Origin of the sequence: Microbacterium sp. K36 (genome assembly GCF_004794355.1) — a bacterium.
Taxonomy (GTDB): domain Bacteria; phylum Actinomycetota; class Actinomycetes; order Actinomycetales; family Microbacteriaceae; genus Microbacterium; species Microbacterium paraoxydans_D.
In genome coordinates this window covers 1-23,640 of the sequence record NZ_SSDN01000048.1, presented here as the reverse complement: position 1 = coordinate 23,640, position 23,640 = coordinate 1, and the positions used below count along the sequence as shown (strand labels likewise).

At 68.1% G+C, this 23,640-nt stretch carries 38 protein-coding genes and 1 pseudogene; 8 read left to right on the top strand and 31 right to left on the bottom strand.

The features are described from left to right. Position 1: 1 nt before the first annotated feature. The 9 genes from DW296_RS04080 to DW296_RS04040 form a co-directional block, all read right to left on the bottom strand. Positions 2–337, bottom strand: a complete 336-nt coding sequence (locus tag DW296_RS04080; protein WP_136051200.1) for a hypothetical protein — start codon at positions 335–337, stop codon at positions 2–4. After that, positions 334–777: a hypothetical protein gene (locus tag DW296_RS04075; protein ID WP_136051199.1), complete on the bottom strand. Its 444-nt coding sequence runs from the start codon at positions 775–777 to the stop codon at positions 334–336. Before DW296_RS04075 ends, DW296_RS04080 begins: the two co-directional genes overlap by 4 nt. An 18-nt stretch (positions 778–795) precedes the next feature. After that, positions 796–1,167: a hypothetical protein gene (locus DW296_RS16415; protein WP_168428976.1), complete on the bottom strand. Its 372-nt coding sequence runs from the start codon at positions 1,165–1,167 to the stop codon at positions 796–798. Beyond that, entirely contained in the window at positions 1,167–2,081 is a 915-nt protein-coding gene (locus DW296_RS04065) for a phage major capsid family protein (RefSeq protein ID WP_136051197.1), read from the bottom strand. The genes DW296_RS16415 and DW296_RS04065 overlap by 1 nt, the downstream gene beginning before the upstream one ends. Before the next feature lie 23 nt (positions 2,082–2,104). Beyond that, positions 2,105–2,545 (bottom strand): hypothetical protein, encoded by a 441-nt coding sequence (locus tag DW296_RS04060; RefSeq protein ID WP_136051196.1) that lies wholly within the window; start codon positions 2,543–2,545, stop codon positions 2,105–2,107. A gap of 67 nt (positions 2,546–2,612) precedes the next feature. Continuing rightward, the gene (locus DW296_RS04055) at positions 2,613–3,347 is read right to left on the bottom strand and encodes a VG15 protein (protein WP_136051195.1); all 735 of its coding nucleotides are present in this window, start codon (positions 3,345–3,347) and stop codon (positions 2,613–2,615) included. Positions 3,348–3,349: 2 nt separating this feature from the next. After that, positions 3,350–4,972, bottom strand: coding sequence for a phage portal protein (locus tag DW296_RS04050; RefSeq protein ID WP_136051194.1), 1,623 nt, complete (start codon positions 4,970–4,972; stop codon positions 3,350–3,352). Continuing rightward, positions 4,973–6,496 carry a terminase gene (locus DW296_RS04045; protein WP_136051193.1) on the bottom strand — a complete coding sequence of 508 codons (1,524 nt, stop codon included), beginning with the start codon at positions 6,494–6,496 and terminating at the stop codon, positions 4,973–4,975. Beyond that, positions 6,450–6,887, bottom strand: a complete 438-nt coding sequence (locus DW296_RS04040; protein WP_136051192.1) for a transposase — start codon at positions 6,885–6,887, stop codon at positions 6,450–6,452. Before DW296_RS04040 ends, DW296_RS04045 begins: the two co-directional genes overlap by 47 nt. A gap of 836 nt (positions 6,888–7,723) precedes the next feature. Here DW296_RS04040 and DW296_RS04035 point away from each other — a divergent pair. Then, positions 7,724–8,113 carry a hypothetical protein gene (locus DW296_RS04035; RefSeq protein ID WP_136051191.1) on the top strand — a complete coding sequence of 130 codons (390 nt, stop codon included), beginning with the start codon at positions 7,724–7,726 and terminating at the stop codon, positions 8,111–8,113. A 123-nt stretch (positions 8,114–8,236) separates the two neighbouring features. On the opposite strand, the gene DW296_RS04030 is transcribed toward DW296_RS04035, so the two are convergent. The 5 genes from DW296_RS04030 to DW296_RS04010 are packed head-to-tail and all read right to left on the bottom strand — an operon-like array spanning position 8,237 to position 10,852. Further along, positions 8,237–8,605, bottom strand: a complete 369-nt coding sequence (locus tag DW296_RS04030) for a hypothetical protein (RefSeq protein ID WP_136051190.1) — start codon at positions 8,603–8,605, stop codon at positions 8,237–8,239. A gap of 47 nt (positions 8,606–8,652) precedes the next feature. Next, positions 8,653–9,090, bottom strand: coding sequence for a hypothetical protein (locus DW296_RS04025; protein WP_136051189.1), 438 nt, complete (start codon positions 9,088–9,090; stop codon positions 8,653–8,655). Positions 9,091–9,124: 34 nt separating this feature from the next. Further along, positions 9,125–9,631, bottom strand: a complete 507-nt coding sequence (locus DW296_RS04020; RefSeq protein WP_136051188.1) for a hypothetical protein — start codon at positions 9,629–9,631, stop codon at positions 9,125–9,127. Positions 9,632–9,680: 49 nt separating this feature from the next. Beyond that, the gene (locus DW296_RS04015) at positions 9,681–9,914 is read right to left on the bottom strand and encodes a hypothetical protein (protein ID WP_136051187.1); all 234 of its coding nucleotides are present in this window, start codon (positions 9,912–9,914) and stop codon (positions 9,681–9,683) included. Further along, complete coding sequence (locus DW296_RS04010; protein ID WP_205807809.1) at positions 9,911–10,852, bottom strand: hypothetical protein; 942 nt, start codon at positions 10,850–10,852, stop codon at positions 9,911–9,913. Before DW296_RS04010 ends, DW296_RS04015 begins: the two co-directional genes overlap by 4 nt. 137 nt (positions 10,853–10,989) lie before the next feature. On the opposite strand from DW296_RS04010, the gene DW296_RS04005 reads away from it, so the two are divergent. Both DW296_RS04005 and DW296_RS04000 read left to right on the top strand, forming a co-directional pair. Continuing rightward, the gene (locus DW296_RS04005) at positions 10,990–11,160 is read left to right on the top strand and encodes a hypothetical protein (protein ID WP_168428975.1); all 171 of its coding nucleotides are present in this window, start codon (positions 10,990–10,992) and stop codon (positions 11,158–11,160) included. A gap of 44 nt (positions 11,161–11,204) precedes the next feature. Beyond that, the gene (locus DW296_RS04000) at positions 11,205–11,525 is read left to right on the top strand and encodes a hypothetical protein (protein ID WP_136051185.1); all 321 of its coding nucleotides are present in this window, start codon (positions 11,205–11,207) and stop codon (positions 11,523–11,525) included. 28 nt (positions 11,526–11,553) lie between these two features. Here the strand turns inward: DW296_RS04000 and DW296_RS03995 are convergent, their stop codons facing one another. From DW296_RS03995 to DW296_RS16740, 8 genes and pseudogenes are all read right to left on the bottom strand, one after another. Beyond that, positions 11,554–12,003, bottom strand: coding sequence for a hypothetical protein (locus DW296_RS03995; protein WP_136051184.1), 450 nt, complete (start codon positions 12,001–12,003; stop codon positions 11,554–11,556). After that, positions 11,981–12,454: a single-stranded DNA-binding protein gene (locus DW296_RS03990; protein ID WP_136051183.1), complete on the bottom strand. Its 474-nt coding sequence runs from the start codon at positions 12,452–12,454 to the stop codon at positions 11,981–11,983. Before DW296_RS03990 ends, DW296_RS03995 begins: the two co-directional genes overlap by 23 nt. Continuing rightward, positions 12,454–12,657 (bottom strand): hypothetical protein, encoded by a 204-nt coding sequence (locus tag DW296_RS03985; protein WP_136051182.1) that lies wholly within the window; start codon positions 12,655–12,657, stop codon positions 12,454–12,456. Before DW296_RS03985 ends, DW296_RS03990 begins: the two co-directional genes overlap by 1 nt. Then, the gene (locus DW296_RS16410; RefSeq protein ID WP_168428974.1) at positions 12,654–12,830 is read right to left on the bottom strand and encodes a hypothetical protein; all 177 of its coding nucleotides are present in this window, start codon (positions 12,828–12,830) and stop codon (positions 12,654–12,656) included. Before DW296_RS16410 ends, DW296_RS03985 begins: the two co-directional genes overlap by 4 nt. Further along, positions 12,814–13,482 (bottom strand): hypothetical protein, encoded by a 669-nt coding sequence (locus tag DW296_RS03980; protein ID WP_205807805.1) that lies wholly within the window; start codon positions 13,480–13,482, stop codon positions 12,814–12,816. The genes DW296_RS16410 and DW296_RS03980 overlap by 17 nt, the downstream gene beginning before the upstream one ends. 336 nt (positions 13,483–13,818) lie before the next feature. Continuing rightward, on the bottom strand, positions 13,819–14,229 hold the full coding sequence (locus DW296_RS03975; protein ID WP_136051181.1) for a hypothetical protein: 411 nt from the start codon (positions 14,227–14,229) through the stop codon (positions 13,819–13,821). Beyond that, a complete protein-coding gene (locus tag DW296_RS16645) occupies positions 14,226–14,960 on the bottom strand; it encodes a hypothetical protein (protein ID WP_240742980.1) in 735 nt (244 codons plus the stop codon). The genes DW296_RS03975 and DW296_RS16645 overlap by 4 nt, the downstream gene beginning before the upstream one ends. A 153-nt stretch (positions 14,961–15,113) precedes the next feature. Next, a pseudogene (locus DW296_RS16740) lies at positions 15,114–15,650 on the bottom strand (DNA cytosine methyltransferase); the annotation flags it as partial. 26 nt (positions 15,651–15,676) lie between these two features. Here DW296_RS16740 and DW296_RS03965 point away from each other — a divergent pair. Together DW296_RS03965 and DW296_RS03960 are read left to right on the top strand one after the other, a co-directional pair. Continuing rightward, the gene (locus tag DW296_RS03965) at positions 15,677–16,051 is read left to right on the top strand and encodes a hypothetical protein (protein ID WP_136051179.1); all 375 of its coding nucleotides are present in this window, start codon (positions 15,677–15,679) and stop codon (positions 16,049–16,051) included. A gap of 9 nt (positions 16,052–16,060) precedes the next feature. Continuing rightward, the gene (locus DW296_RS03960) at positions 16,061–16,288 is read left to right on the top strand and encodes a hypothetical protein (RefSeq protein ID WP_136051178.1); all 228 of its coding nucleotides are present in this window, start codon (positions 16,061–16,063) and stop codon (positions 16,286–16,288) included. Between the two features lie 2 nt (positions 16,289–16,290). Here the strand turns inward: DW296_RS03960 and DW296_RS03955 are convergent, their stop codons facing one another. The 9 genes from DW296_RS03955 to DW296_RS03915 form a co-directional block, all read right to left on the bottom strand. Continuing rightward, entirely contained in the window at positions 16,291–16,725 is a 435-nt protein-coding gene (locus DW296_RS03955) for a hypothetical protein (protein WP_136051177.1), read from the bottom strand. After that, positions 16,725–17,483, bottom strand: coding sequence for a hypothetical protein (locus tag DW296_RS03950; RefSeq protein WP_136051176.1), 759 nt, complete (start codon positions 17,481–17,483; stop codon positions 16,725–16,727). Before DW296_RS03950 ends, DW296_RS03955 begins: the two co-directional genes overlap by 1 nt. Next, positions 17,470–18,450, bottom strand: a complete 981-nt coding sequence (locus DW296_RS03945; RefSeq protein ID WP_136051175.1) for a hypothetical protein — start codon at positions 18,448–18,450, stop codon at positions 17,470–17,472. Before DW296_RS03945 ends, DW296_RS03950 begins: the two co-directional genes overlap by 14 nt. Further along, positions 18,447–18,773 carry a hypothetical protein gene (locus DW296_RS03940; protein ID WP_136051174.1) on the bottom strand — a complete coding sequence of 109 codons (327 nt, stop codon included), beginning with the start codon at positions 18,771–18,773 and terminating at the stop codon, positions 18,447–18,449. Before DW296_RS03940 ends, DW296_RS03945 begins: the two co-directional genes overlap by 4 nt. Before the next feature lie 65 nt (positions 18,774–18,838). Next, positions 18,839–19,585, bottom strand: a complete 747-nt coding sequence (locus DW296_RS03935) for a phage antirepressor KilAC domain-containing protein (protein WP_136051173.1) — start codon at positions 19,583–19,585, stop codon at positions 18,839–18,841. After that, the gene (locus DW296_RS03930; protein ID WP_136051172.1) at positions 19,582–19,959 is read right to left on the bottom strand and encodes a hypothetical protein; all 378 of its coding nucleotides are present in this window, start codon (positions 19,957–19,959) and stop codon (positions 19,582–19,584) included. The genes DW296_RS03935 and DW296_RS03930 overlap by 4 nt, the downstream gene beginning before the upstream one ends. Beyond that, on the bottom strand, positions 19,956–20,303 hold the full coding sequence (locus DW296_RS03925; RefSeq protein WP_136051171.1) for a hypothetical protein: 348 nt from the start codon (positions 20,301–20,303) through the stop codon (positions 19,956–19,958). Before DW296_RS03925 ends, DW296_RS03930 begins: the two co-directional genes overlap by 4 nt. Next, positions 20,300–20,527, bottom strand: coding sequence for a helix-turn-helix transcriptional regulator (locus DW296_RS03920; protein ID WP_168428972.1), 228 nt, complete (start codon positions 20,525–20,527; stop codon positions 20,300–20,302). Before DW296_RS03920 ends, DW296_RS03925 begins: the two co-directional genes overlap by 4 nt. Positions 20,528–20,541: 14 nt before the next feature. Next, entirely contained in the window at positions 20,542–20,811 is a 270-nt protein-coding gene (locus DW296_RS03915) for a helix-turn-helix domain-containing protein (protein WP_136051169.1), read from the bottom strand. Positions 20,812–20,899: 88 nt separating this feature from the next. Between DW296_RS03915 and DW296_RS03910 the strand changes: the two genes are divergently transcribed. The 3 genes from DW296_RS03910 to DW296_RS03900 all read left to right on the top strand — a co-directional run bounded on the left by DW296_RS03910 (position 20,900) and on the right by DW296_RS03900 (position 23,533). After that, positions 20,900–21,352 (top strand): hypothetical protein, encoded by a 453-nt coding sequence (locus DW296_RS03910; RefSeq protein ID WP_136051168.1) that lies wholly within the window; start codon positions 20,900–20,902, stop codon positions 21,350–21,352. Further along, positions 21,349–21,807, top strand: a complete 459-nt coding sequence (locus DW296_RS03905; RefSeq protein ID WP_136051167.1) for an ImmA/IrrE family metallo-endopeptidase — start codon at positions 21,349–21,351, stop codon at positions 21,805–21,807. Before DW296_RS03910 ends, DW296_RS03905 begins: the two co-directional genes overlap by 4 nt. 550 nt (positions 21,808–22,357) lie before the next feature. Continuing rightward, entirely contained in the window at positions 22,358–23,533 is a 1,176-nt protein-coding gene (locus DW296_RS03900) for a site-specific integrase (RefSeq protein ID WP_136051166.1), read from the top strand. Positions 23,534–23,640: the final 107 nt, after the last annotated feature.

Here is a 23,640-nt window from a genome sequence, read left to right as displayed (position 1 = left end):
CCTACCCGTCGGAGCGTTCGACCTCGACCGGTAGCCACCAGCGGGTCGGGGTGTTCTCGGCGGTGAATGGTTGCGGGTCGCCGATCACCTTGCACGGCGCCTGGCCGCGAACGCGGATCAGTGCCCCGCGTAGTGAGCCGGTGAAGGTCTTGGGGAAGTGGAGGTTCCAGGCCACGACTGTGCCGTAGGGCCGCGCGGTGTCGGGGACGTCGGCGCGGGGGCCTGGGGCCACGAGCACGTCGTCGACGTCGGTCTCGACGAGTGTCTGGGTCGGCTCGCCGTGCGCGTTCTCCGCGCCGTCGATGCGGCGCAGCACGGTGACGGTCTCGCCGATCATCGGTCGACCAGCCCGAGGTCGGCGAGCGGGTCGTCGCGGTAGGCCGGGGCCATGCTGACGGTGAAGGCCTGCTGGGCGGAGTAGCCGAGGAGGCGGCGCTGCTTCTTGGTGAGGAACAGGTCGCCGGAGGGGTTGATGTACTTCACCGACTGGGAGTACGGACCGGCGGCCATCTGCGAAGTCTCGATGCCGTCTCCCGCCGAGGCGGCCGCGGTCTTGACCATCTCGCAGACGACGTCGGCGGCCAGGTCGGGATCGATCGCGCCGTCGGCGGTGGGGTCGATGGCCCACAGCTGGAGGCGTCCGTCGATGCCGGGGCACTCGGCGCGCAGGTACCGCGATGCGCGGGCCAGCTCCTTGTCGAGCCGGCCCGCGATCGCGGCCGGGGGTGTGCCGAAGTTCTCCTCGTAGTACGCCTTGTCGGCGAACGGTTCGACCATTCGGCCCACCCCCTTCTGTTACTCGCCGGACTCGTCGTCGGCGTCGAGCAGCTGCTCGACCTGCGCGCGGATCTCGTCGCGCTTCGCGGAGTCGTCGACGGTGATGCCGATCTCCTTGGCGAACGCCACCCACTCGTCGCGGGAAGCGTTGCCCGCCGGAGGCTCCGGCGTCTCCTCCGGGTCGACCAGCTCGACGGGCGTGACCGGCTCGACCGGCTCGACGGGCGTGACCAGCTCGACCGGCTCGACGGGCTCGACGAGGTCGCGGAGGAACTCGTCGAGCTCTTCGCCTTCCTCGACCCACTCGCGGTCCAGGCCGGCGCGCGTGCCGGGGTCGACGTTGACGACGACCCCGGTGCGGCTGTGCGTGAGACGGATGGACTCGGTCATCACGCGACCTTGTCCTCGATCACGGCGAAGCGGTCCGTGAAGACGTACCAGCCGTAGACGATCTCCAGGCGGAGGGCGATCTGGTTCTTCCGCTTGAGGTCGCCCTGGCCGTCCGGGTCACCGTAGCGGATGATCTCGATCGGCAGCTCGCGCTGAACGCCCCAGCGGATGCCGTTGCGGAAGTCACCGACGATGGCGCGCACGCCGGTGTCGGCCGCCTCGGGGACACCGGAGACGGTGTCACCCTGAGCGGTCGGCACGCCGCTGAAGTCCTTCACGTCGGTGCCGAAGCCGAGCTGCGGGTACCGCATGTCGGAGGTCTCGCCCGCGCCGTCGCGACGCTTGAGGTTCGCGAGAGCCCACGCGAACTTCGGGTCGATGGCGGCACCGTTGACCTGCTTCGAGGCGCTCATCAGGAGACCGACGGCGGCGCGGAAGTCGTCGTCAGCGTCGGCGGTATCCTGCTCGACGCGCTTCGTGGTGGCGGTGACGTAGTTGTCCCATCCGGTGATCACCGAGCCGCTGAGCGGGTTGATGCGGTGGAACAGACCGAGGTCGAGGCCTCGCGAGAGCGCGACCTGACCGGCGTCGCCGACCTCGCGGAGGATGCCGAGCTGGTGGTCCTCGTCGGCCCACTGCACCTCCTCGTTGAAGCGGAGGGTGACCTGGCCCTTGTGGGGCTTGGCCGTGACCGCGCCGAAGCCAGTCGACGTGGAGGCCTTGTTGCCGCCCTCCTCGACGTACTCCATCTTCGGGAAGTCGTTGAAGGTGATGAAGTCCACCTCACCGAAGCGCATCGGCTCACGGGCCGACAGTCGCGCCACGGTCGAGAGGCTCTTCGTCTCCTTGATCATGCCGTCCGCGATGGTGCGAGGCATGAGAACCTTCGCGTCCGCGGTGCCGAATACTGCCATGATGGTGCTCCTTTCAGAAGCGATCAGTCCTCGCCGGAGCCGAAGAGCTGCCGCACGGTGGCGCGTTCTGCTTCGTCCCCGGTCGGGGTGTTCTCAGGGGTCTTGCCGGGGTCCGGGAGGACCGGTCCTCGGGTCTTGATGAGCGGCTTGATCTCGTCGGCGTGGGCCTCGAGCTCTTCCTTGGTCGTTCCCCGCAGCACGTCCGCGGGCACGCCTTTCGCCTTGGCGACGTCGGCGCGCCAGGTGTCCAGCTGCGTCTTCGACTCGAAGCCGGTCACCTTCGTCTGCAGGTCGCCGACCTGCGTCTTGAGGGTGTCGCGCTCCTGCTCGGCGGCCGTCTTCGCCGTCTCGGCGTCGGTGGCTCGCTGCAGGGCCTCGTCGACCTTCGTCTTCTCCCGCGCGAGGCGGTCCTTGACGAGGTCGTCGAACTTGTCCTGGGAGTCGATGGTGATGGGGAAATCCATAGCCGTTCCTCTTTCGCCCCGATTGACCGCTCGGGTCGGCGTGAACCCGCCACGGCGGCGGGTGGTCTTAGGCGTCGTGCTCGTGCACGCCGTCGGTGAACTCGTCCGGGAACATGCGCCGCATGGCGGCGGCGATCGCCTTCGGGTCGCTGCTGTCTGCGGCGGCTCGGGCCTGCTCGTACCGGTCGAAGAGTTGGTCGGGGTCGTAGCCCTCGATGTGCGATGCGTCTGCGTCGAACAGGGAGACGATCTGGCAGTCGCAGTCGTCGTGGAAGTGGTCGGCGATCTCGCCCGCTGTCTGGGCGGTGGCGTAGACGAAGCCGCGGGAGGCGAGCATCGCGCACCAGGCGCAGGTCTGGGCCCCGGTGGGAACGCGCCCGAATCGGGGTCGCAAGGGGTCGCGCATGGAGTTGAGCGCGATGGTGGTGCGTCCCGAGTAGGTGATGTGGCGCTGGACCGCGCCCGCGAGGCCGCCGAGGACGGACGCGGGGTCGTCGGTGAACAGCCCGCCCGCGAGCGCTCGGGTCGAGCCCTGTACGAGGTCGGCAGCGGCGGCGGGTGCGACGCGGGCGTTGAAGCCGACGCCCGGCCGCATCTGCTCGTACCACTCCGCGGCGGCGACCGAGGCGAGATCCCCGTGCTCGCGCACGAGGAGCGGGACGATCTCCAGAAGTGCGTCGCGGACCGCCTCGGGCCGGGTGAGGTCGAGGGTGGCGAAGTACCCGGTGAGCTCGGTCTGGGCGAGGGTGACCAGACGACGCTGCGCCGCGGACAGTCGAGTCACGTCGGCGCGCGTCGTCATGGTCACCTCTCTTCGAGCTGGTCTGCGTCGTCCTTCGGCAGGCGCAGCGCGACCGGGGTCGCTCCGGTAAACCGGATCCCGGCGAGGCCGAGTCGGTTCGCTGCGTCGTCGGGGTCGACGCCGGCGCGGATGGCCGTGCCGAGGGCGTCGAACTTCGCCTTGAGCGCCGCGGGGTCGTCGCCGGTTGCTGCCTGCGGCTGACCGGCGGGAGCCGGGGCGGCATCGGCCTTCGGGGTCTGCCCGGCCAAGATCCGCTCGAGTACGCCCGCGCCGCCCGCCTTGGTGCGGTCGGACTTCATGCGCGCGATCTCTGGCTCCTCGAACCCGGCATAGCGCAGGGCGTCGTCGGTTTCGGCCATCCACGGGAACACGCTCACGAGCTGGCTGAGCGCGGCCGCGGCCGTGGTCGGCGACGTGAAGGCCGGGTTGACCCACGTCGGCCGGAGCCCGCGCAACTCGTCCGACGGCTTGTCCATCTCGTCGCGGAGCATCACCGCGCGCTGCGCGACACGGCGGAGCGCTGCCCCGAGCACGCGGTTCGATGCCCGCGCGGCGACGATGAGATCCTTCTCGGCGGCGTAGAGGGCCTCCGCGGACGGCGGGTTGTCCTGGACGATGCCGAGTGCGGAGATGGGCAGATCGGTCTCCCCGGCGAACTGGCTGGCGTACATGCGGTAGTGCTCGATGAGCGGCTGCATGGTCATCTGCGGCAGCTGCTCCACCTTCGGCAGCTCGCCCTCTTCGTCACGGCCGATGGCGAACCAGCGGTCGATCGCGGCCTGCCACTTGCCCGACTTGAATGCGTCCTCGGAGACGCCGAGGGCCATCATGCGCGGGGCGGCGAAGAACTCCGCGGCGCCCTCTCCGCGGACGACAGAGCGGATCGCGTTGTCGGTGATCGCCATGACGGGGCGGGAGATGCGGGAGCGGCCGAACGGCCGGTCCAGCTGAGGGCTCCACGCGAGCGGCTCGGCAAGCACCTCGCCGAGGGGGTTCTCCTGTCGGGAGGTGAGCCAGGCGCCGGAGGGGCGGCGCCGGCAGATGAGCACGACGTCGGGCAGGAGGACGTCCATGCCGGTGGGGCGGCCGTCCTGGTCGACGTCGGTGATGGCGAGCATCGCCGAGACGACGCGCCGCTTCTTGTCCCATGTCCCCGCGGACCACTCGGCCGAGCGCGCCATGATCAGCACGTCCGGGTCGCCGGCTTCGGTGTCCCCCAGCGTGGTGGTCATGAACGCGCACGAGTGCTTGTAGGCCGACTCGATCGCCTGCGGCAGTTCGAGGTCGAACCGGTTGGCGTCGAGGAGTCCGGAGATCTCGAACGGGTCGCTCGTGCTGTTCGGCGCGACGAACGCATCGAAGACGCTGCGCTCGGCGAGCTTGGTGACGGCCTTGGCGGGCCACCCGAGGGTGGCCTTGACCTTGCGGAGGATCTGCGGCGGCACACCGATACCGAGGTCGCGGAAGGGCATCTTGCCGTCGAAGTAGACACTGCGCAGCACGTTGCGGGGCCGCTTCTTCGCCCAGACGGCGACCAGGCCGCGGATGATGTCGAGCTCCTGGTCGGTGACGCCCTGCATGAATTGCGGGGTGATGCCGTCCAGGTAGGTCGATGACGCGATCACTCAGATCACCTCCTGCTTCTTGCCGGGTCGGCGCTTTGTTGTGCGCACGCCCCAAAGGGCGAGGCTGATCGCTTCAGTCGGTGTCTCGTCACCGTCGGGGGTGGTCGCTGCCCATCCCCAGGCGCCGGCGGTTCCGCGGAACTTCTTGTCGCACACCGCCACCGACGCATCGAGGAGGTCGCCCTCCGGGGCTGCGGGGTGTGTGACGGTCTTGCCGCGCACCGCGTCGGGGAGCATCGAGCACGCCGCGAAGTACTCCGGAGTCGACGCGACGCGGATCGCCTTCGCCGACACCTTCCGCTCACGCAGCGCGAGCGCCAGCGCGTCGGCGCCCGCGCGTCCCGAGATGGTGACCTGCGCGATCGTGTGAGCGCGCAGCGCGATCCAGTCGGCCAGCGGTCCGATGCCGTCCTCGAGGGATCCGGTGTTCGCGTCGATGAGTTCGAGGTGACTGCTCGCACCGTGCTTGAGCGCCCCAGCCACGGCGACGCGCGTGCCGTCGGCGGAGAACGCGACGCCGAGCGCGCGCAGCCCCTCTTGCGGGACCGACTCGACCTCGGTGGCCTGCCACTCCTCCGCGGTGATCTCGCGGGAGCCGCCGACCTCCTCCTCGTCCCAGATGCCCAGGCCCTCGCGCGCCCAGTCACTCGGGTCGGTGAGGTTCTCGCGGAGGCGGAGGATCGCCTCCCAGGGGGTGCGGTGGGGGAAGGACGGGTTGGCCTTCTCGAGCGTGGCGCGGTCCTCGACGTCTTCGCCGGCGTCCGCGCCGACCTCGACGTACAGTGTGTCGTAGTCAACGGCCTCACCCTTCGCGCGCTGCTCCTTGACGGCGAGCGCCTTCTTGCGGCGAGCGCGGAACACCTCGGCGGGGTCGTCGGGCTTGGGCGGGGTGCCCATGTAGATGATGAGCGGGTTCTTGGCGGTGTTGGCCGCCGGGATCATGTCGGAGAGCGCCTTGGCCTTGAGGATCTGCGCCTCATCGAATACGACGATCGTCACGCCTGGGATGCCTCGGCCGAAGCCGTGCTCGCGAGCGCCGAACATGATGCGAGAGCCGTTGGCGAACTTGATGCGCTGCTTGCCGTTGCCCTGCCGGATGCCGTTGTGGGCGATGTAGGGGGCGATGCGGCGGCGACGGGCGAGCGCGGACAGCGTCTCGAAAGTCTCGTCGGAGGTCGCGGAGTGATGTGCGGTCCAGAGCACCTTGATGCCGGGGAACAGGATGCACAGCGCGAAGACGATGGTGCCGATCGAGAACGTCTTGCCGACCTGGCGGCAGATCGAGATGAGCACGCCGCCGATGCCTGCGGCGTAGAGTCCGTTGGCGCGCTTGGCGAGGATCGCCCGGGCGAGGCCCTTCTGCCAGGGGTCGTGCTGGACGCCCATCTTTCGGCACTGGGCTTCGACCGCCGGGTAGCCAGTGGTCTTGATTCCGGACGGCACGACGAGGTGCTTCGCGACGTCCGACAGCTTCCGTTCAGAGGTCGTCGGGGTCGAGGTCTTCGTCGGGCGCGGACGCGGCATCAGCGGCCTCCTCGGACTCACGCGCCTCGATCTCGTCGAGCTCGCGCATCGTCGCGTCCAGGAGTCGGACGTTCGGCGGCAGGTCGCGCGGCGCCATGCCCTCGGCGATCTTCTGCGCCAGCTCGTCGCGGAGCGCCTGCAGGAACGCCTTCCGGTTACCGGAGCGGGCGGCCTCGACGAGGGTCATCGGCGGGGGCGCGGCGGCATCCATCCACTTCCGAAGCGTCGGCCGGGACACCCCGAGAGCAGTTGCCACTTGTGAAATCGACTTTGCAGCCCGCGCCTTCTCGACAGCGTCGCGCTTGAACGCTTCGGTGTAGGCGGTCTTGCCGCGGGATCCTGCGGACTTCGGGGCGCCGACCGCGCGCAGCGGGGCGTTGGATGAGGCCATGCGGTGTCACCCCCTGGAAAGTGGAAAGTTCCCGGGGAGAGATCGGCCCTATGCCTCCGGGAGGGCCGGGGACGGCGGGGGGAGGGGGTGGCCCCCGGGGGCCGTCAGCGGCGGCGGGTGCCGCCTCGGGTCCACACACCGAGAGCGAAGTCCCACCAGGCGAGGCGTCGACGGGCCTTCGTGGCATGCGCTCGGAACATATCGGCGTGAGGGTGATCGGAGTCGAGCTGTCGAGCGAACCGGTCTCGGGTGAGCCATGTCGTCGCTGCAGCGTCTCGGTTACGGATCAGCCAGTCGGTGACGCGCATCAGGTCTCCCCTTCCTCGTCGAGGGCTACCAGGCCACGAGGTTCGTGATGATCCGGCTCGCTGCGCTCTCGGCGGCCTCGTGCAGCTTCCTCCGGGCCTCCGCAAGAGTCATGGTGCCCTTCCACCTGTTGCACTTGCGATGCATTAGACGGGTGTTCGCGCGGTCGTACGGCGAGCCTCCACGAGCGCGGGGCACGTCCTCGTCGACCTCGGCACGCATCGGGTGAGGGACACAGCCCGCGCACCCCGCTCCCCCACACCTCGGGCCATGAGCACCGGGGGTCATCGTCAGCGACTTGTCTACGGCCCGGTCGCACAGTGCGCACACATGCTCCTCGCGGAGGACACGGATGCGGACCTGCCGGCGACGATGGCCGTTCGCGTTCGCTGGGGCGGTTGCCACTACCCACCCCCGAGAGTCTGGAAGCGGGCGCCCCGGGCACCGGGAGTCATCCGAGGCACCCGCCTAGTGCAGTCGGTGAGGCCAGGAGCGTTACCCCCGACCTGTGGGCTGGATACGATCAGCGCATGCTCGCGTTCTTCGCTGCGGTCGTACCGATCGCCGGTTCCTTGTACGTGGCCTTCTCGATGGTCATCGAATACACACGCGCGGCCAGCCACGTCCGGGCATACGACCGGATAGACCGCTGGTACCAACCCCTCCGCTCCGCTCTCACTATCAAGGAGCTCGGTGCAGTCGAGTACGACCGACGCGTGAACGAACTCAACGGCAGGCGCCATCGACTTATGGAGGCGAATGGCCTCGATCCGTCGATCGGCACCATCGGAGGTTTCGACAAACAGAACCGGCCGCAGGCTCCGCGGGCTGCCGATCTCCGTCGGCAATGGGTTCTGATCTTGACGTCAACAGCGGGCGTAATCCTCGTCGCACTACAAGTCACAGCGGACGCTCTCTGACGCGAAAAGCCCCGCCGGATCGGCGAGGCTTCGGTCATAGTTCAGGTGCAAGCACAGCTTAACATATGCGTCGGACACGTTTGACACTTTTCACGGTGCCGCCCACGCGCGGCGCTGCAGCCCTTAGGCCTCCTTGTCGGCGGCGAGCTTGTCGAACTCCTGCCTACTGATGAAGCGGAGCTGGGGTTCCGGCGCTGCAAGACCGATGTACTGATCGGAGCGCACCTGAGCAAGCAGGGTCTGAACGTGCACACGAGCGAAGTCGTAGAGGTTCTCAGCTGCACCACTTTCGACGATGTCTCGCTTGAGCGACTCCTCCGTGCCCTTCTTCGAACCCACAAGACCAGCACTCACCTCAACTTCTGCCCATCCATTCTCCGAGGACGCACGAAGCAAGCCGAAAACCGGCCTAGTTTTGGAGGACGAGTTGCTCAGTTGCTTGTCAATGATCGTTATGTTCCAGACAACCGTCTCGTCGTCTTCGGGGTCCACTGTGGTCCCTCGTAACCGCACGACCCCAACGTTTTCCAGGCGCAACGTCACGACGATGCGACCTTCGCTTGAACTACCGCCACCATGTCTTTGGTGTCGTTCTCCCAGGACACTCCGCGATTTGCAGATTCGTGGACGACGAAGATCAAGTCGCTGAGATGCTGACGGCTCATTCGGCTCTGTTCGACTGCAGCCGCCTCGACGTGAAAGTCGATCACCAGCTCACTGGCCGAAGAGAGCATGCGGAGCTCGGTCAGCGTCATGTCAGTCTGGCCAGAGATCACAACCTCAAGCTCGTCGGAGGAAATACCAAGCCGCCTCGCGACTTCCGCGCGCGGCACGCCTGCTCTCTCGATCGCTACGACGAAGGTGTCGAAGAAGGCATCGTGCCGAGCGACGTTGCACTGTGAAGACCACCCAAAAAGGTCTTCCGTGTGGGCCAGGTCGTTGCGAACGTTGCGCCGTCGCGCTGCGTGCTTCACCATGTCACCCGCTCCTTCCTAAGCATCAGCCTACCCGCTACGCAGTTCCGGAGCACCAGGCCTCAGCCCGGGCCTTGGCTTCCGCGATGTCAGCGTCTTGTTCATCCAAACCTGCAGCCGAATCTTCCTTCGTGGCAAGCCTGAGGGCGAGCAACTTCCTCGGATGGATCGCAGGCTCCCCAAGGTAGAGACGGAGGAGTCGCGGCCTGCGACCAAAAGCGGCACGAACCTGGGGCAGCCGTGGTTTGAGTTCAACCAGGGTGCGTCCAACGATATTCCCCTCGGCATCGCGCCCCACGAACCGCACTTGTCCCGTCTTTGCTTTGTGCATCAAGAGCATCAGCTGGCTCGCGTACTCCTTCTGCTCGGCCTCGGTGAGGGCGGGATCCAGATTGTTCGCGTGGAGATCGCCGATCTCGCTGCGAGCCGCCTCCACGTAGTCCCACTCGTGCAGCACCGCCCCTCCGTCTGCGAGCAGCGCGCCGTAGCAGCGAGACCCGACAGGCTCATGCGGGATGAAGTAGGCGCGACTCAGCACACTCATGAGTGCACCCTATCTGACTGCTGACCTGCGCATCGTCCCCACGCCCTGCTCAGCCCGCCGGCGACCCGGTCCCGCCCTTGCTCGCCGCCTTACGAGGACGCCCACGACGGCTCCTCATAGCTTTTTCCGCGGCGAGCACGTCCACCACAAGGAAGCGTCCGGCGATCGGCTTGAGCTCGCCAGCGTCGACCCATCGGCGGATGCGACGCTCAGCGGAAGCCCTCGCGGTGCCGTCGGTTCGGATCCGCTCGGCGGCTTCGGCCAGCGTGAGCCAGGTCTTCATGTGGTCCCTCCCTTCTTCCGCGCCGCCACCGCGAGCACATCATCTATGCGGTATCGGCCGAGGTGCTGCTCGAGGTCCCCCGCCTTCGCCCAGCCGCGCACGGTGCCGGGTTCGCGGTGCACGAGGCGCGCAGCGTCGACCAGGGTGAGCAGGCTCGGGTCGTGCGGGCGGATCTCGGGCGGTGCGGGCTCGGCGAAGACAGACGCCCAGAGGCCGCCGTCGTCGTTCGAGTTCGCCTCCCAGTCGCACTCGGGTGTCGTGCACCGGTACCGCGAGGGGCGGCCATTGCGGCCGGGCTGGACGCGCACGGCCATCAGGTCGCACTCCGGGCATGGAGCCTGCGCCCACCGGGGCGAGTCCTCGAGCGGCCAGCGCACCGCGGCGTCGGCGACGGTCCACACGTCCGGGGCGCCCTGGTGCACGACTATGACGCCCTCGCAGAGCGCCTCGATCTGGTGCGAGTCGTTCGCGAGGTCGTCGAGCTCGTCGAGGATCACGTCGGCGGCCATGCGGACGACGTCGTGCGCGGCATCCGCCATCGCGCCGGCGGCGAGGCCCGCGCCCGGTCGGTCCTCCCCCGCGACGTGGTTCGCCCACATGTTCAGCGTCGTCGTGATGTCGTTCGAGGCGTCGATGAGGTCGGCGGCCACGGGCGCGGGGATCTCGACCGACGAGGACTGCACCCGGATCCGATCGAAGACCGCAGCCTTGGTCGGGTCCGCGATCGAACGGAGGTGCCCGACGACGTCGGCCGCGTCCTCGAGGTGACGCCGCAGGGTCCGGTAGCAGCGGTCGCAGATGAGCACACCGTCCCGAGCATCTACCTGGGCGCAGCCAGGACACGGGTCGTCGCCCTTATAGGCCTCGCCGCTGCGGGTACAGGTTGCGAAGTGCTCACCCCGGATCTTGCAGCCGCGGATGCAGTAGCGGTCAGACATCGTCGGTTCCTTCCGCTGACGTCAGCGCAGGATCCGGCTCGGTGATGACCATGCGATGAGTCATCATCTTGATGCGCTTCCTGGGCTGAATCCAGAACCCGTATCCATCGGGTGCGGATGCGCGTAGCGTGAACAACATGTGGACCGTCCTCGTCATCTTGCTCATCGTGTGGGCCATCCTGGCCGTTGTCGGCTTCGCCATCGAGGGCCTGCTCTGGCTGGCAATCATCGGAATCATCCTGTTCGTCGGCACTGTGATCTTCGGGCTCTTGAGGAACCGCAGCCGTAAGGGCCCCTCCGGGCCCTGAACGTGCTCCGCCGATCCCGGCGGAGATAACGAAGGAGCAATGCCATGTCTGTTGGAGACCACATCAAGACGGCGTCTGAAGGCGCCTCGCACCTCACCCAGCGCGTGGTGGACGCGGTCGAACGCAAAGTCAACGATGCGACCACGGCCGTTGAAAGCGCGACGGGAGCGACCGGAGAGAAGATCCGCGAGATCATCGGCCGAAGCGGGAAGGAGGAGGAAGCTGCCCGTGCGGCCGCAGACGATAGGTCCGATCGGGACGCCACCGAACACTGGGCTGACGACGGCGGTGAGACGCTTACGGCGCCTCGCGACCGTTCTCTGAAGCCCAAGCACATCGCTGGCCAGCATCCGGAACGCGGATAGCGAGTTCACGCCTCTGTCCCTTCCTGCGTCACCTGCACCCGGCGGGGCGGATACCATCCCTCGGGGCCGCAGGGACCGATGCACCCGCCCACGCGGTCCCACGGCACCGGGGTGACGGCGGATGCAGCCACTCGGGATCGCGCTCCACGAACCGCTCCCACGGCACGATCTCGCTGTCGTCGTACGTTCCGTCACCGAGCGGGTTGACATCGTCCTTCATCGGGTCGAGCAGGTAGAGCGCTTCGGCGAGCTGCTCCTGCGCGTCGGACGGTTCGCCCTGCGGATCCGGGGTGCGGAGGTACTCGTCGTCGGTCGGGGTGTGCACCTCCTCCGCGACCTTCGCCGCGGTCACCGCCAACCTCCGCACGTAGTCCGTGAGTTGATCCGGCGGCAGCGCACCCAGCCCGCCGTCGTACACCTCATCGTGCAGCGCCTTCTCAAGCTCGTCGATCAGCTCAGAACGGTGTGTCGTCGCCATGGTTCCACTCCCCTCCTGCGGGTGGCTCGGAGGCCACCCACTGCTGTTCCTGCGCCGGGGCGGACGCTGCCGGGCGCTGCTGGTCGCTGGTCGACGTAGCACGGGTGACCTGTGCGGTCGCGTAGCGGAGGCTCGGGCCGATCTCGTCGACCTCCAGCTCGATCGCCGTCCGCTGGGTGCCCTCGCGGTCCTGATAGGAGCGTTGGCGGAGGCGACCCTGTGCGATGACGCGCACGCCCTTCGTCAGGCTGCCGGCGACGTGCTCGGCGAACTCTCGCCAGACGCTCGCGCGGAGGAACAGCGGGGCGCCGTCCTTCCACTCGCCGTCCTTCATCGTCCGCGGGGTGCTCGCGATGGTGAAGTTCGCCACCGGGAGGCCGTTCTGCGTGTAGCGCAACTCGGGGTCGGCCGTGAGATTGCCGACGACGGTGATGACGGTCTCGCCGGCCATCAGCGCTTCTCCCCCGTCATCGGTTCGAGGTGCACCCGGATCGCGGCGCGCTCGAAGAAGTCGTGCGGCAGCTCGATCTCGAGCGGCATGACGACGTCGCCATCACGCGTCACCGCATCTCGTGTCTTCGCGAGCTTCACGACCGAGAAGCCCCCATAGCTGGGACCCTTCCTCAGGTGCAGATAGACCGTCTTGCTGCTCATGATGCTGTCCTCCTCAGTGCCGCGGCGTGTGCCTCGGCAGCGATCTTGCGTGCGGTCTCCCGCGGGGTCTCATCGGCCTCCGCCATCAGGCGGAACCGGAAGCGCTGGTCCTTCGTGAACCTCGTGACGGTCATCTCGACGAAGTCAGCGAGGGCGTCAGAACGGCTTTCCATCCCAGGGCTCCTCTGTCTCTTGGGTCTGCTCGTACTCGGTCCTCTGCTCGCCGTAGCGGGCCTCCTGGACCCAGCGATCGTGACGCCGGCGCGCGGTGCCACATGGTCCGCAGTCCTTGAACCTGCCGAAGGGGTGATCGGGGCATCCGATGGGCGGAGCATCCAGCAGCAGAGGTCTCCGAGGCGGCCGGGGCTTGCTCTCGTGCTCGTCCGCCCACTGCGCCCACTCCGACGCCCGCTCGGCCTGCTCGGCACGCACCCGCTCCCCCGCTCTCGCCCGCGCTCCCCCCACAGCCGCGAACGTTCGCGAAGATTCGCGATGAGGCGGATCGGGGCAGTTCGACCACGCGAGGCGCGCGTCCACCCTCAGCGGGCGCCGCAGCACCAGGTACTCGGTCCCGTCGGCCTGGTAGAAGTCCAGGAACCCGGACTCGTCCAGCATCAGCAGATGCTCCAGCACGAGGTCGGTCGCCGCCTCGCCGGGATAGATCGCGGCCGCGAGCAGCTCCGGAACCACCTCGCGGCGGCCGAGGCCGTCGGTGTGCAGCCACAGGCCGATCGCCGTCGGCTTCGCGACCATCGGGGCTCGCAGGTACCCGGGGAACTGCAGATCCTCCGCGCTGATCTTCCGTTGCACGTTCTTCGTTGACACCTTGATCGTTCCCTCTCGCGAATCCCTCGAAACACAGGTCGACGGCGAGCTGCAGGTGGTGCTCGTCGACCTCGAAGCACTCGGTCCACCCGCGGCCCATGAACAGCAGCTCGCGCGCTTCGTCCTCGTTGCTGAATGCCTGCGGGAACCAGCGGCGCAGCGTCCGCAGCGCCTCGGCTTCCCATGTCTTGTCGGTGCCGCGGGCGAGGACGACGATGTGCCCGCCGGAGCGGGTCATCATCTGCACCCGGTGGAAGCGCCACGCGCGCCCCACCTTCAGCACGCCAGCCTCGGGCCAGTAGACGACGTACGTCATCGCGTAGGTCGGCATCGTGCTCATGCCACACCGCCGATCTCGCGGAGCCGCCACTGCATCCACTCGTCGCCGTAGACCGAGCTGCCCATCTCCATCGCGACGGCGGCCGAGATCCGGATCCGGTTGAGGCCCTCGAGGCGGTACCAGGCGAACTCGTGCGGGAAGTAGACCGGCACGCGCTCGGGCGCGGTGACCCAGCGGCGCACCTTCCAGCCGTTCGCGAGCGCCTTCCCCTGCAGCTCACCCTCGCAGGCGACGTTGCAGGTCAGGCAGAGCGTCAGGCCGTCGACGGCGGTGGGCACGTTGCGGGAGCCTCCCATGCCGACCGCGCGGCGGTGCTGGAACGTCTTCTCGAGCGCACCGCACATCACGCAGCGGAAGCCGTCGCGGAGGTAGACGCCGTTGCGCACCTCGGCGCTCGGGGCGGTCACGATACCACCGCCATCGTCTCGGCGAGCGCTGGCACACCGGGTCGTGCGAGCAGCAGGCGCAGGGCGGCGGCGGCCTGCTGCGGCACGACACCGTTGCCGCACGCCTTGAGCTGCTCGGCGCGCGACAGACCGATGGCCGGGACGGTGACCCATCCGGCGGGCCAGCCCATCATCCACTCGGTGAGTTCGGGGTTCAGGCGGGCCTTCCCGCCCTTGCCGTCGTGACGGACGGGCGCCGGGGCCGGGCGGCCGATGATCTGCTCCCAGCGGTGGATCGCCGCCTCGTACGGCCCCCAGTCGGTGATGCCTGGGAGCAGCGGCTCGCCGCGCCCATTGACCTCGTTGCCGTGGCTGTTCGAGACCGATGGCGTCGGCATCAGCGCGATCTGATCCTCGAGCCGACCGCGAGGATTACCGATTACGGCCGGATCGCGGAGGTCGTTCTGCACGCCCTGCGCGGTGCGCGGCGTCCCGAGGAGCGCGTGCTCCGTCACATCGGCCAGCGACACCGTGTGCCCGCCGTCGCGGCGCTTCTCCGGGTGCTGCGACCCGCCCCGGCTGCCGCTGTACGCGTCAGGCGTCGGAAGGAGCTTCCCGCCCGATTCGATCAGCCCGTTCTCCGCGATGATCGCCAAGTCGGTCACGACCTCGCGTCCCGGCTTCTTCCGCAGGTGCTCCTCGGGGCTGTTACCGGACGGCTGAGCGACAGGTGTCGGCAGGAGGAGCGTCACGTCAGTCTGTGATGCACCGCCGTCGCGAGCGTGATCGAACGCTTCGCCCCGGACTCCCTCGTCCCGCCCATCTCGGCCGAGACTCGTCCCCCGGACCCGTCCGCCGCCGCGGGCGTCGGTAACAGTTCCCTCCCCGGGCCAGGCGAGGACGAAGACGCGGAACCGGCCGTGAGGTGCTCCGATGTCGGACGCTCGAAGACCGACCCATTCCGCATCGAACCCGAGGTCGGCCAGGTCTCCGAGTACAGCTCCAAGTGCCCGCAGAACATGCCCTGGGTCGTCTCCCACACAGAGCGGGCAGGGTTCCATGTCGCTAGATGCGTCTGCACTGAGCAGTCCTCTCACGTTCTCGATCACGACCCAGTCGGGCCGGTCTTCTTCGATGGATCGGGCGAACTCCGACCAGAGGCCGGAGCGTGTGCCGTCGGTCATGCCGCGGCGTCGGCCGGCGAGGCTAACGTCCTGGCAGGGGAACCCGCCCGCGCGGACCTGAGTGTGCGGGATGGTGCGGAAGTCGACGGCGCGCACGTCGCCGTAGTTGGGCACGTTCGGGTAGTGGTGTGCGAGCACCTTTGACGGGGCCGCGTCGAACTCGGCGAACCATGCGGGGTCAGAGCCGAAGACCTCGTCGACCGCAAGGCCGAGACCCCCGACGCCAGCGAACAACTCACCCGAACGAAGCGCGGTCATCTGGTCACCCCCGATAGAGTGCGGGCATGCTGAACGAGAAGGACGAACTCGAGAACATCGCGGACGCTCTCCGCGAGAATTCCCCGATCGTCGGAGCAACATTGATGCTTCTCCATGCCCACTCCCTCGGTCGCGAGGAGCTGATCGAACGGGCTGAGAGCGCGTTCGATCTCGTCGCCGAGGAGTCTCGCGTTCGAGTGAACTTGATGGCGGCCACCCACGTGGGCGGCGCCACCATGTCCGAACTCGAGCATCTCGGCCAGATCATCGAGGGCGTCACCGAGGCCTTTGAAGAAATCGGGTCGACTACCGACGCGCGGGCACTTCGCAGCCGGCTTCGTTCGGTTGCTGCAGCAGTACGAGACTTGGCTCAGATCACTCGCGATGTACTCGCCCGCTAGAGTGCGGGAATGCCCTACGAACGTGACTTCGGTGGTATCCCGCATCAAGCCCGACAGATCAGAACGAACGACGATGGCAGCACGACTTGGTTCATCGAGTACGACCAGGATCGAAGCGGCCACTTCTACCGCCGCGCCACTTTCACCCAGCGCGGGGACCACTTCGAGTTCGACGGGCAGACCTTTCGCGACATCGAAGCGGTGATGATTCGCTACTGGTACGGCGCCCCTCGCTGACCTCATCGGTGCGCTCCGAACTGCGCGGCGATCGCGCGATTGATGTTGAGCATCGAGTTGACCTTCGTGCGCAGCGCGCGCTCGGTACCTTCGGCGTAGTGGTACTCGGCCTTGACGGTGTGCCACGCCTCGAGTTCGGCCTGCGCGTCGGTATCGGCCATCGCGCGGGCGAACGTCGCGGGGACGTTGTTGCGGCCGTAGTGGGCGAGTTGGGTCTGCTTCCTCGCGATGTAGGCGCGCTCGGCGGCGTAGCGGCGGGCGTTGATCTCGAGCATCACGTCGGGCAGCTTCTCCATCAGCCCGACGGACTCGCGGATGAAGTACTCCATCTCGGTCGGGTTGGTCGGCTGGTAGTCGAGGAGCTGCGCGCCAGCCTTGATCGCGAACGTCGCGGCCTCGGTGGTCATCACCTCGCCCGTGCTCGGGTTCGTGAACATCAGCGGCGTCCCTTCTTGCGTGCCGCGGCGCGGCGGGCGGAGCGGTTCTGAGGCAGGAGGTGGTCGCCCGGCGCGGGCCGTTCGATGACGGGAGTCTCGGACTCGGTCGCCGTCGGGGCGGCCGCGGCGGCGGACAGCGCCCAGGCGGACTCGGCGAGCGCCTTCCGCTGGTTGCGGGCGGTGCGGTGCAGGTCGGTGCCGGCCTTGTCGGGGGTGAAGGCTCGGACGGCGCGGGCCTCCGCTTCGAGGGCGTCGATCTGCTCGATCGTCTCGGTCGCGAGGAACTCGGCCGCCCAGTCGCGCTCCGCCGCCGGCGCGGTGTTCGCGGGGGCGTCCGGGAGGTCGCGTTCGTCGACCTCCTCCTCGATGCGGATGTCGCCGAGGAGGTCGCGGAACGTCTGCCGGAATGCGACCATGCGCACTGTCCGGCCGAGGTGCCGCATCGGCGAGCGATCCCACTTCGCCGCCCACTCGTCGGATGCGGCGGGGTACTGCTCGGCCCAACGGATCGTCACGGTCGTCGGGATGCGGACACCCTTGCGGTAGACCTCGACGCGCGCGAACTCCGGGTGCGCGACCTCGACGCGGATCGTCTCGCCGTCGGTGCCGGTGATGATCGTCGGCGCCCACGCCTGGGTCCAGGTCTCCCCGTCGTCGGAGAACTCGACGGGCCCGGTGCCGTCCCACTCGCCCGAGGCGTGTACGATGTGCTCGACCTCGCCGATGGTCTTCTTCTCGATGAGTTCAGTCGTTGACATGCTCGACCTCCTGGAACTTCAGAGCGGGCGCCTTGCGGGTGGTGCGGGGGAAGTGCTTCAGCGCCGACGCCTCGAGCACGGCGAGCTCGAGGCGCAGCGCCTCGACGTGGGCGTGGACCTCGGGTGCGGCGGCCTTCCATGCGGCTTCGTCGATCGACACCGTCTCGGCGACGGTGGTCTGGAACCCGCCGTGCTCGGTCATGCCGACGGCGCCGAAGCGCTGCGCGCCGGGGAGCTTCGCGGTCGCCGCCTTGACCTTCGCGTTCGCGGCCTTCTCCGCCTTCACTGCGGCGTCGAGGTCGCGCTTCAGTGGCGCCCATGCGGCGACGGCGTCCGTGACGTCGTCGGGGAGGTCGTCGACGTCGGGGCATCCCGCGTCGCGCCAGGCGATGAAGTTGTCGGCGCGGTCGACGAGGTACGCGATCATCTCCTCGTCCCGGGGCACCGGGATCCAGGTCGCGCCGTCGGCGGGCGGCATGTCGTCTTCGTCGCGGACCTCGAACCCGTAGAGGGCGTAGTCGGCGCCGAGGACGTGGATCTGCCACTGCATTTGCGCCATGTGCTCGATGGGGATCGTCCAGGAGTCCCAGCCGAACTCGTGGGACTTCACCTCGATGACGACGAGAGCGCCGTCTTGGTCGATGCCGATCGCGTCCGGGGTGGCTCGGTGCAGGTCGTTGTCGAGCGCGGCCCACAGCGCGGCGTTGGGGGTGAGCGATGCGAGGCGCTCGGCGGCCTCATCGAGCAGGGCGGCCTCGCGGGCGTGCCCGGCCGCCGTGGCCCGGTTGCCGCGGAACGTCGAGCCGTTCATCTTCTGCTCGACGATGGCGCGGCGCGCCTTGATGCCGGCGCGTGCGATGCGCCACACGTCGGAGGCGGTGACGCCCTCGCCGCGCTCGAGCATCCACACGGTGCGGGGCGCGTCGCCGGGGACGACGACGCGGGCGGCGGTGATCTGCGGGGTCATGACTGGTCGTCCTTCTTCGGAAGCGGGATGAGGAACGCGGCGACGAACGTCGCCAGGCTGAGGAGGACGCCGAGGGCGGCACCGTTGACCCCGGTCGTCGGGTCGGCCGCGGCGGGGCCGCAGACGGCCGTGCCGAGCAGCGCGGCCACGACGGCGACCATGCGTCCGGGAGACAGCGGCCAGATGCTGCGGTGATCGGTCGCGACCGGTCCGTCGATCACGGGCGCGGTGCGCTCGGCGACGCTGAGGTGCATGTCAGCGGTCATCGGTGCGAAGTCGTCCACCGGTTCGACGTTGTCGTCGGTATCCTGTGTCTGAGGCATGTGCTTGCCTTTCGTTTTCTGGTGGGGCGTCCGTTGCCGCGGGCGCCCCGCTTTCGTGTGTGGGGTCAGGGTGTGAGGGCGCCGGCGCCGAGCCGGACGCGGAGGCGCTCGATGCCCTTCGGCGTGATCCGCACCTGCGGGGCGGAGGGCTTGAGGTCGCCGGTGTCGCGGTCGCGGTACGGGGCCATCGCGCGCACCTTGAGCAGACCCGCGTCGACCGCGCTGGCGTAGGGCGTCCAGCGGCCCTTCTCGCCGCGGTAGATCCAGCCGAGCTCGTGGAGCTTCTCGAAGAGGCGCTGCGGGCCGGTCTCGATCCCGGCGCGAGAGAGCATCGGTGCGACGTCGCGGACCGCGTAGTCGGTGCCAGCGTCGGCGATCTCCTCCCAGGCCTCGGCCATCGGCGCGAGCGCGGCGATCTGCTCGTCCTTGCGGGCGATGATCTCCTGCGCCTGCACGACGGCGCGCGCCATGAGCTGCTCCGGCGTCTCGACCGCATAGGTGCCGGTTCGGCGGATCGCGGGGATGACCTCGTGCGTGACCCACCAGCGGAAGCGGCGGGCCTCCGGCTTGTCGGACCGGATGACGACCTCGTACATGCCGGACTCGGACACGATCGTGACCGCGCGGCGCTGACCGCCAGAGCTGATGTCCGTCTGGCGGATATCAGCCTCGTCGAGGCGCGCGGCCACGTTGCCGACGTTCGCGACGCCGAGCACGCTGCAGATGTCGGCGAGCACGAACCAGACCTCGCCGTCGACCGCGACGGTGCGCACCTGCCGGTCGGCGTAGTCGAACACCTCGAGCGCGCTCACGATGCACGCCCGTCGCTAGGCTCGGCGCCATGAGAGTCCACAGCGCTGTCCTTGCACTCGAGGCCACGGTCATTGACGCCCAGAGGGCGATCAGTACGAACTTCGAAGGCAACCTCGCGCACGCCCAGATTCGTGCCGAGCTCGACGGGATCTGGCACGTCGTCAAAATGCTCGCGAGCGCCATCGACGACGACGGAGTGCGTGTTCGTGACGCGATCGACATGCCGTCCCGCGCCGACGTGGAAGCGCTCGTGAAGAACGCCGCCGACCGCGCCGCCGAGCACGCCACCAGCCAGCGCCGCAAACGCCGCTGGTAGCACTTCGCGCGCGTTCACGACATCGCTGGCGAGATCGAGTACTTCGAGCGCATTCACGACTCGTCCTCCTCGAACGCGGCGAGCCCGGCGGCCATCGACTGCAGGAGGACCGCGACGGCCAGCGCCGCGAGCGTCACGATCAGCAGCAGCAGTCCCCAGGGCGCGAGGACGAACGCGAAGACCGCGGCGACGACGGCGGCGACGGTGTAGGCGTGGGACGTAGCCCGCACGATCGGGCTCAGCCGTCCGGCCGGGGCAGCCATCCCCACGGTGCCCCGACCCGACGCGCCCTCCGCTGAGACTGAACCCGTAAGCTCGACGCCATGGACCTCACCCGTGAGGAGCGGATAATGGCCGCGGCCCTCATCATGCGAGACGCCGTCGAAGAGATGCTCGCTCATGACTGCTCCCTCGTGCCCATGAACGCGGCCTCGACCCAGGCGACGACGTCGTCCTCGCGGTAGAGAGTGATGTGGCCGCGCTCGCCAGTCGGCTTGCTGTAACGCGGGCCCTTGCCGGACGCGCGGAGGTCCTTGAGGTTGGCGACGGTCATCCCGGGGACGAGGTCGCAGACCTGCTCAGGTGAGAGGTACCGCGGCGTGACGGCGGCGACCGGGCGCTTCATGGGCGTGACGTTGTTCACGACGCCACTGCCATTGCGTTATCGTCGCTCCGCATCTCAACGACCTCGCCGAGGCCGAGCCCGAACGCGAGGGCGATTCCTACCGCGGCGCGCATCGACACTTCCTCGCCGGCCTTGTATCGGGCGAGCGTGGGTCGGCTCACGCCCACGAGCCGGGCGAAGGCCTCATCGGACTTGATGCCGGACTGAACCTTGAGGCGATCGAGCAGTCCATCGCGAATGACGGCGACGGGGCGGATCTCTGCCTCACCGATTGGATTGTTCATGTTCCAACTGTCACTCCGGCGATCCATGCTGTCAAGCCAGCGTTCAAAATGGCTTGCGCGCGTGACGACTATGGAACACACTTGAGACATGAACGACACCATCAAGTGGCTCGACAGCGTCCGCGGCTCTGACTCGATCCGCGAGGTAGCCAGGAAGATCGGCACCACGCACGCCACCTTGAACCGCCAGGCGAACGACGACTCCCTGTCGTTCGAACTCGTCCGATCGATTTCCTACGCCTACAAGCGCCCAGTCCTCGCCGACCTTCTCGCCACTGGACACCTTGCACCCGAGGACGTCGGCATCAGCGACGTCGAGAACGCTCTCCACGCCGCGACCGACGAAGCGCTCGTGCTCGAGGTAGGCCGCCGGCTCGGCATGACTGACACCGGCTCGCTCTTCGACAAACCGATCAGCGAAGCGGTTTCCGAAGCGACGATCCACAGGTTTCCGGCTCGCGATGTCCGCGGCTCGGATGAGGATGAGGAACTGCCCTCGGTCGCACGGCCGGCGGAATCGGAACCCACGGACGAGCAATGACCCCCATCGATCAGAGACTCCTCGACTTCGCCGACGCCCTGGGCGTTCGCATCGAGTACCGCGAGCTGCCCACCGACCGCGATGGACAATACGTCCACGCAAAGCGCGTGATCTGCCTGCGCCCCGGCATGCATGCACGACACCACCGCAGCGTCCTTGCACACGAGCTCGCGCACGCGCTCTGGGGCGACATCCCTTCGAAGTTCGGCCCCGTAAATGCGAAGCAGGAGCGACGTGCGGAGGAATGGGCAGCGCTACGACTCATCGACCTCGACACCTACCGGTACCTCGAGCGAGTCCATCACGGTCGCGCTGCAGGAATCGCGGTCGAGCTCGGAGTCATGAAGAGCATCGTGCTCGCATACCAGGGGCTACTACTGCGCGTCGGCGACACGACCTACGTCGACGCAAGGATGGGCGCCGGCCAGTGGCATGAGCGCATCGAGGTTGCGTGATGGGTTGGTTCACCCGTAAGCCCAGCCGACGCATCGTGAGTGTCTCGTTTCGCGAACTCGCGTCAAACACTCCCCCGAACCCAGACCACGCGTATGCGTACGAGTGGACGCTCGTGACGCCTCCGGTCGTAGGCACGCGCGTAGTCGTTCCTGGGGGTGACGGTCGTGCAGCGTTCGCCGTGATCGCTGCGATCGACGTCGCTCCACCTCGCGGCATGGCGCTGAAGACAGTCACTCGTCTCGTAACCGATGCGGAGATCGCCAAGGCCGCAGCCTCTGCGGAGGCGAAGGAGGATGCCTGGTTGAATATGGCTCGCCGTGCTGCCGGGCTCAGCACCTCTGGCCGAGTCCGTTCACGCGTGCCCGACGGCTTCCCCCCGATCGCGCCCGTCGACGGTTCCGCGTCAGCGGAGCAGGCCGCGACCTACGGCCGAATGTGGTGGAGGGTTTTCAAGGCGGCTCAGTCCCGCGGCTGGGTGCGCGGCGAGGTCCTGCGGGTCGAGTCAATCGCTCGACGTTGGTATGCGGTTCGCGACAAGGGCGGGAACTAGTGGCCGGCTCGATCACGCCCTACAACACCGCGCAGGGGCGCCGCTACAGGGTGCGCTATCGCAAGCCGGACAAGTCACAGACCGACAAGCGAGGGTTCCGCACCAAAAAGGAGGCGGAGCTGTTCCTCGCCTCGGTCACCGTCTCGAAGGCCACCGGCGAGTACTTCGACCCGAAGGACTCGCGCGTCAACGTGGGTGCTCTGGGCGACGCCTGGCTGTTGACCAAGCAGGGGCTGAAGCCCTCGTCGTACCACTCGCTCGAGACGTCGTGGAATGTCCATGTGAAGCCGCGGTGGGGTGAGACGCCCGTAGGCGACATCAAGCCGTCAGCTGTCGAAGCGTGGATCTCTGGGATGAGCTTGGGCACGGCCGTAACTGATCGTCAGCGACTCCGCCGGAACACCACAGGGCCGCGGTCCGCAACCGTGGTGCTGCGCGCACTCGGTGTACTCGCCGGCATCCTCGACGTCGCCGTGCGCGATCGCCGAATCTCGAAGAACCCGGCCCGCGGCGCGAGGAACCTGCCGAAGAAGGTCTCGGCCAAGGAACGTCGATACCTATCCGACGCGGAGGTCGTGCGCCTCGCGGCGGCGACGCACGACCACACCCGCGCCACGCTCACCCTCGTCCTCGCGTACTGCGGGCTGCGATGGAGCGAGGCAATCGGGCTCCGCGTCTCCGACATCAACATGCTGCGTCGGCGCGTGCACGTGAACCGAGCCGCGGTCGAGGTCGACGGAGTGATCGAAGTCGGCGCGCCGAAGTCATGGGAAAAGCGCACCGTCCCGTTCCCCGGATTCCTCAGCGACGCCCTCGAGCGGCAGTGCGCCGGAAAGTCCAAGAGCGATCTCGTGTTCTCCAACCCGAACGGCAACTTCCTGCGGCGCGCCAAGACGAGCGAGGGCGCGGGGTCCTGGTTTGCACGCGCGACTGAGGAAGCCCGTCTCGAGCGGCTCACACCGCACGACCTACGTCACACGGCGGCGTCGCTCGCGATCAGCTCGGGCGCGCACGTGAAGGCCGTGCAGCGGATGCTCGGGCACAAGTCCGCGGCGATGACCCTCGACACGTACGCCGACCTGTTCGACGACGACCTCGACGACGTCGCGAACCGGCTCGACGAGCGCGCGACGGCGGCAGATGTGGGCAAAGTGTGGGCAGGGCTCGCCGCCTGACGAGTTATCCACAACGCAAAAAAAGGCCCGCCTCCCTAGTGATTACTAGGGAGGCGGGCCTCGTTCTGTGTGACAGCGACCTGGTGGAGCTGGGGGGAATCGAACCC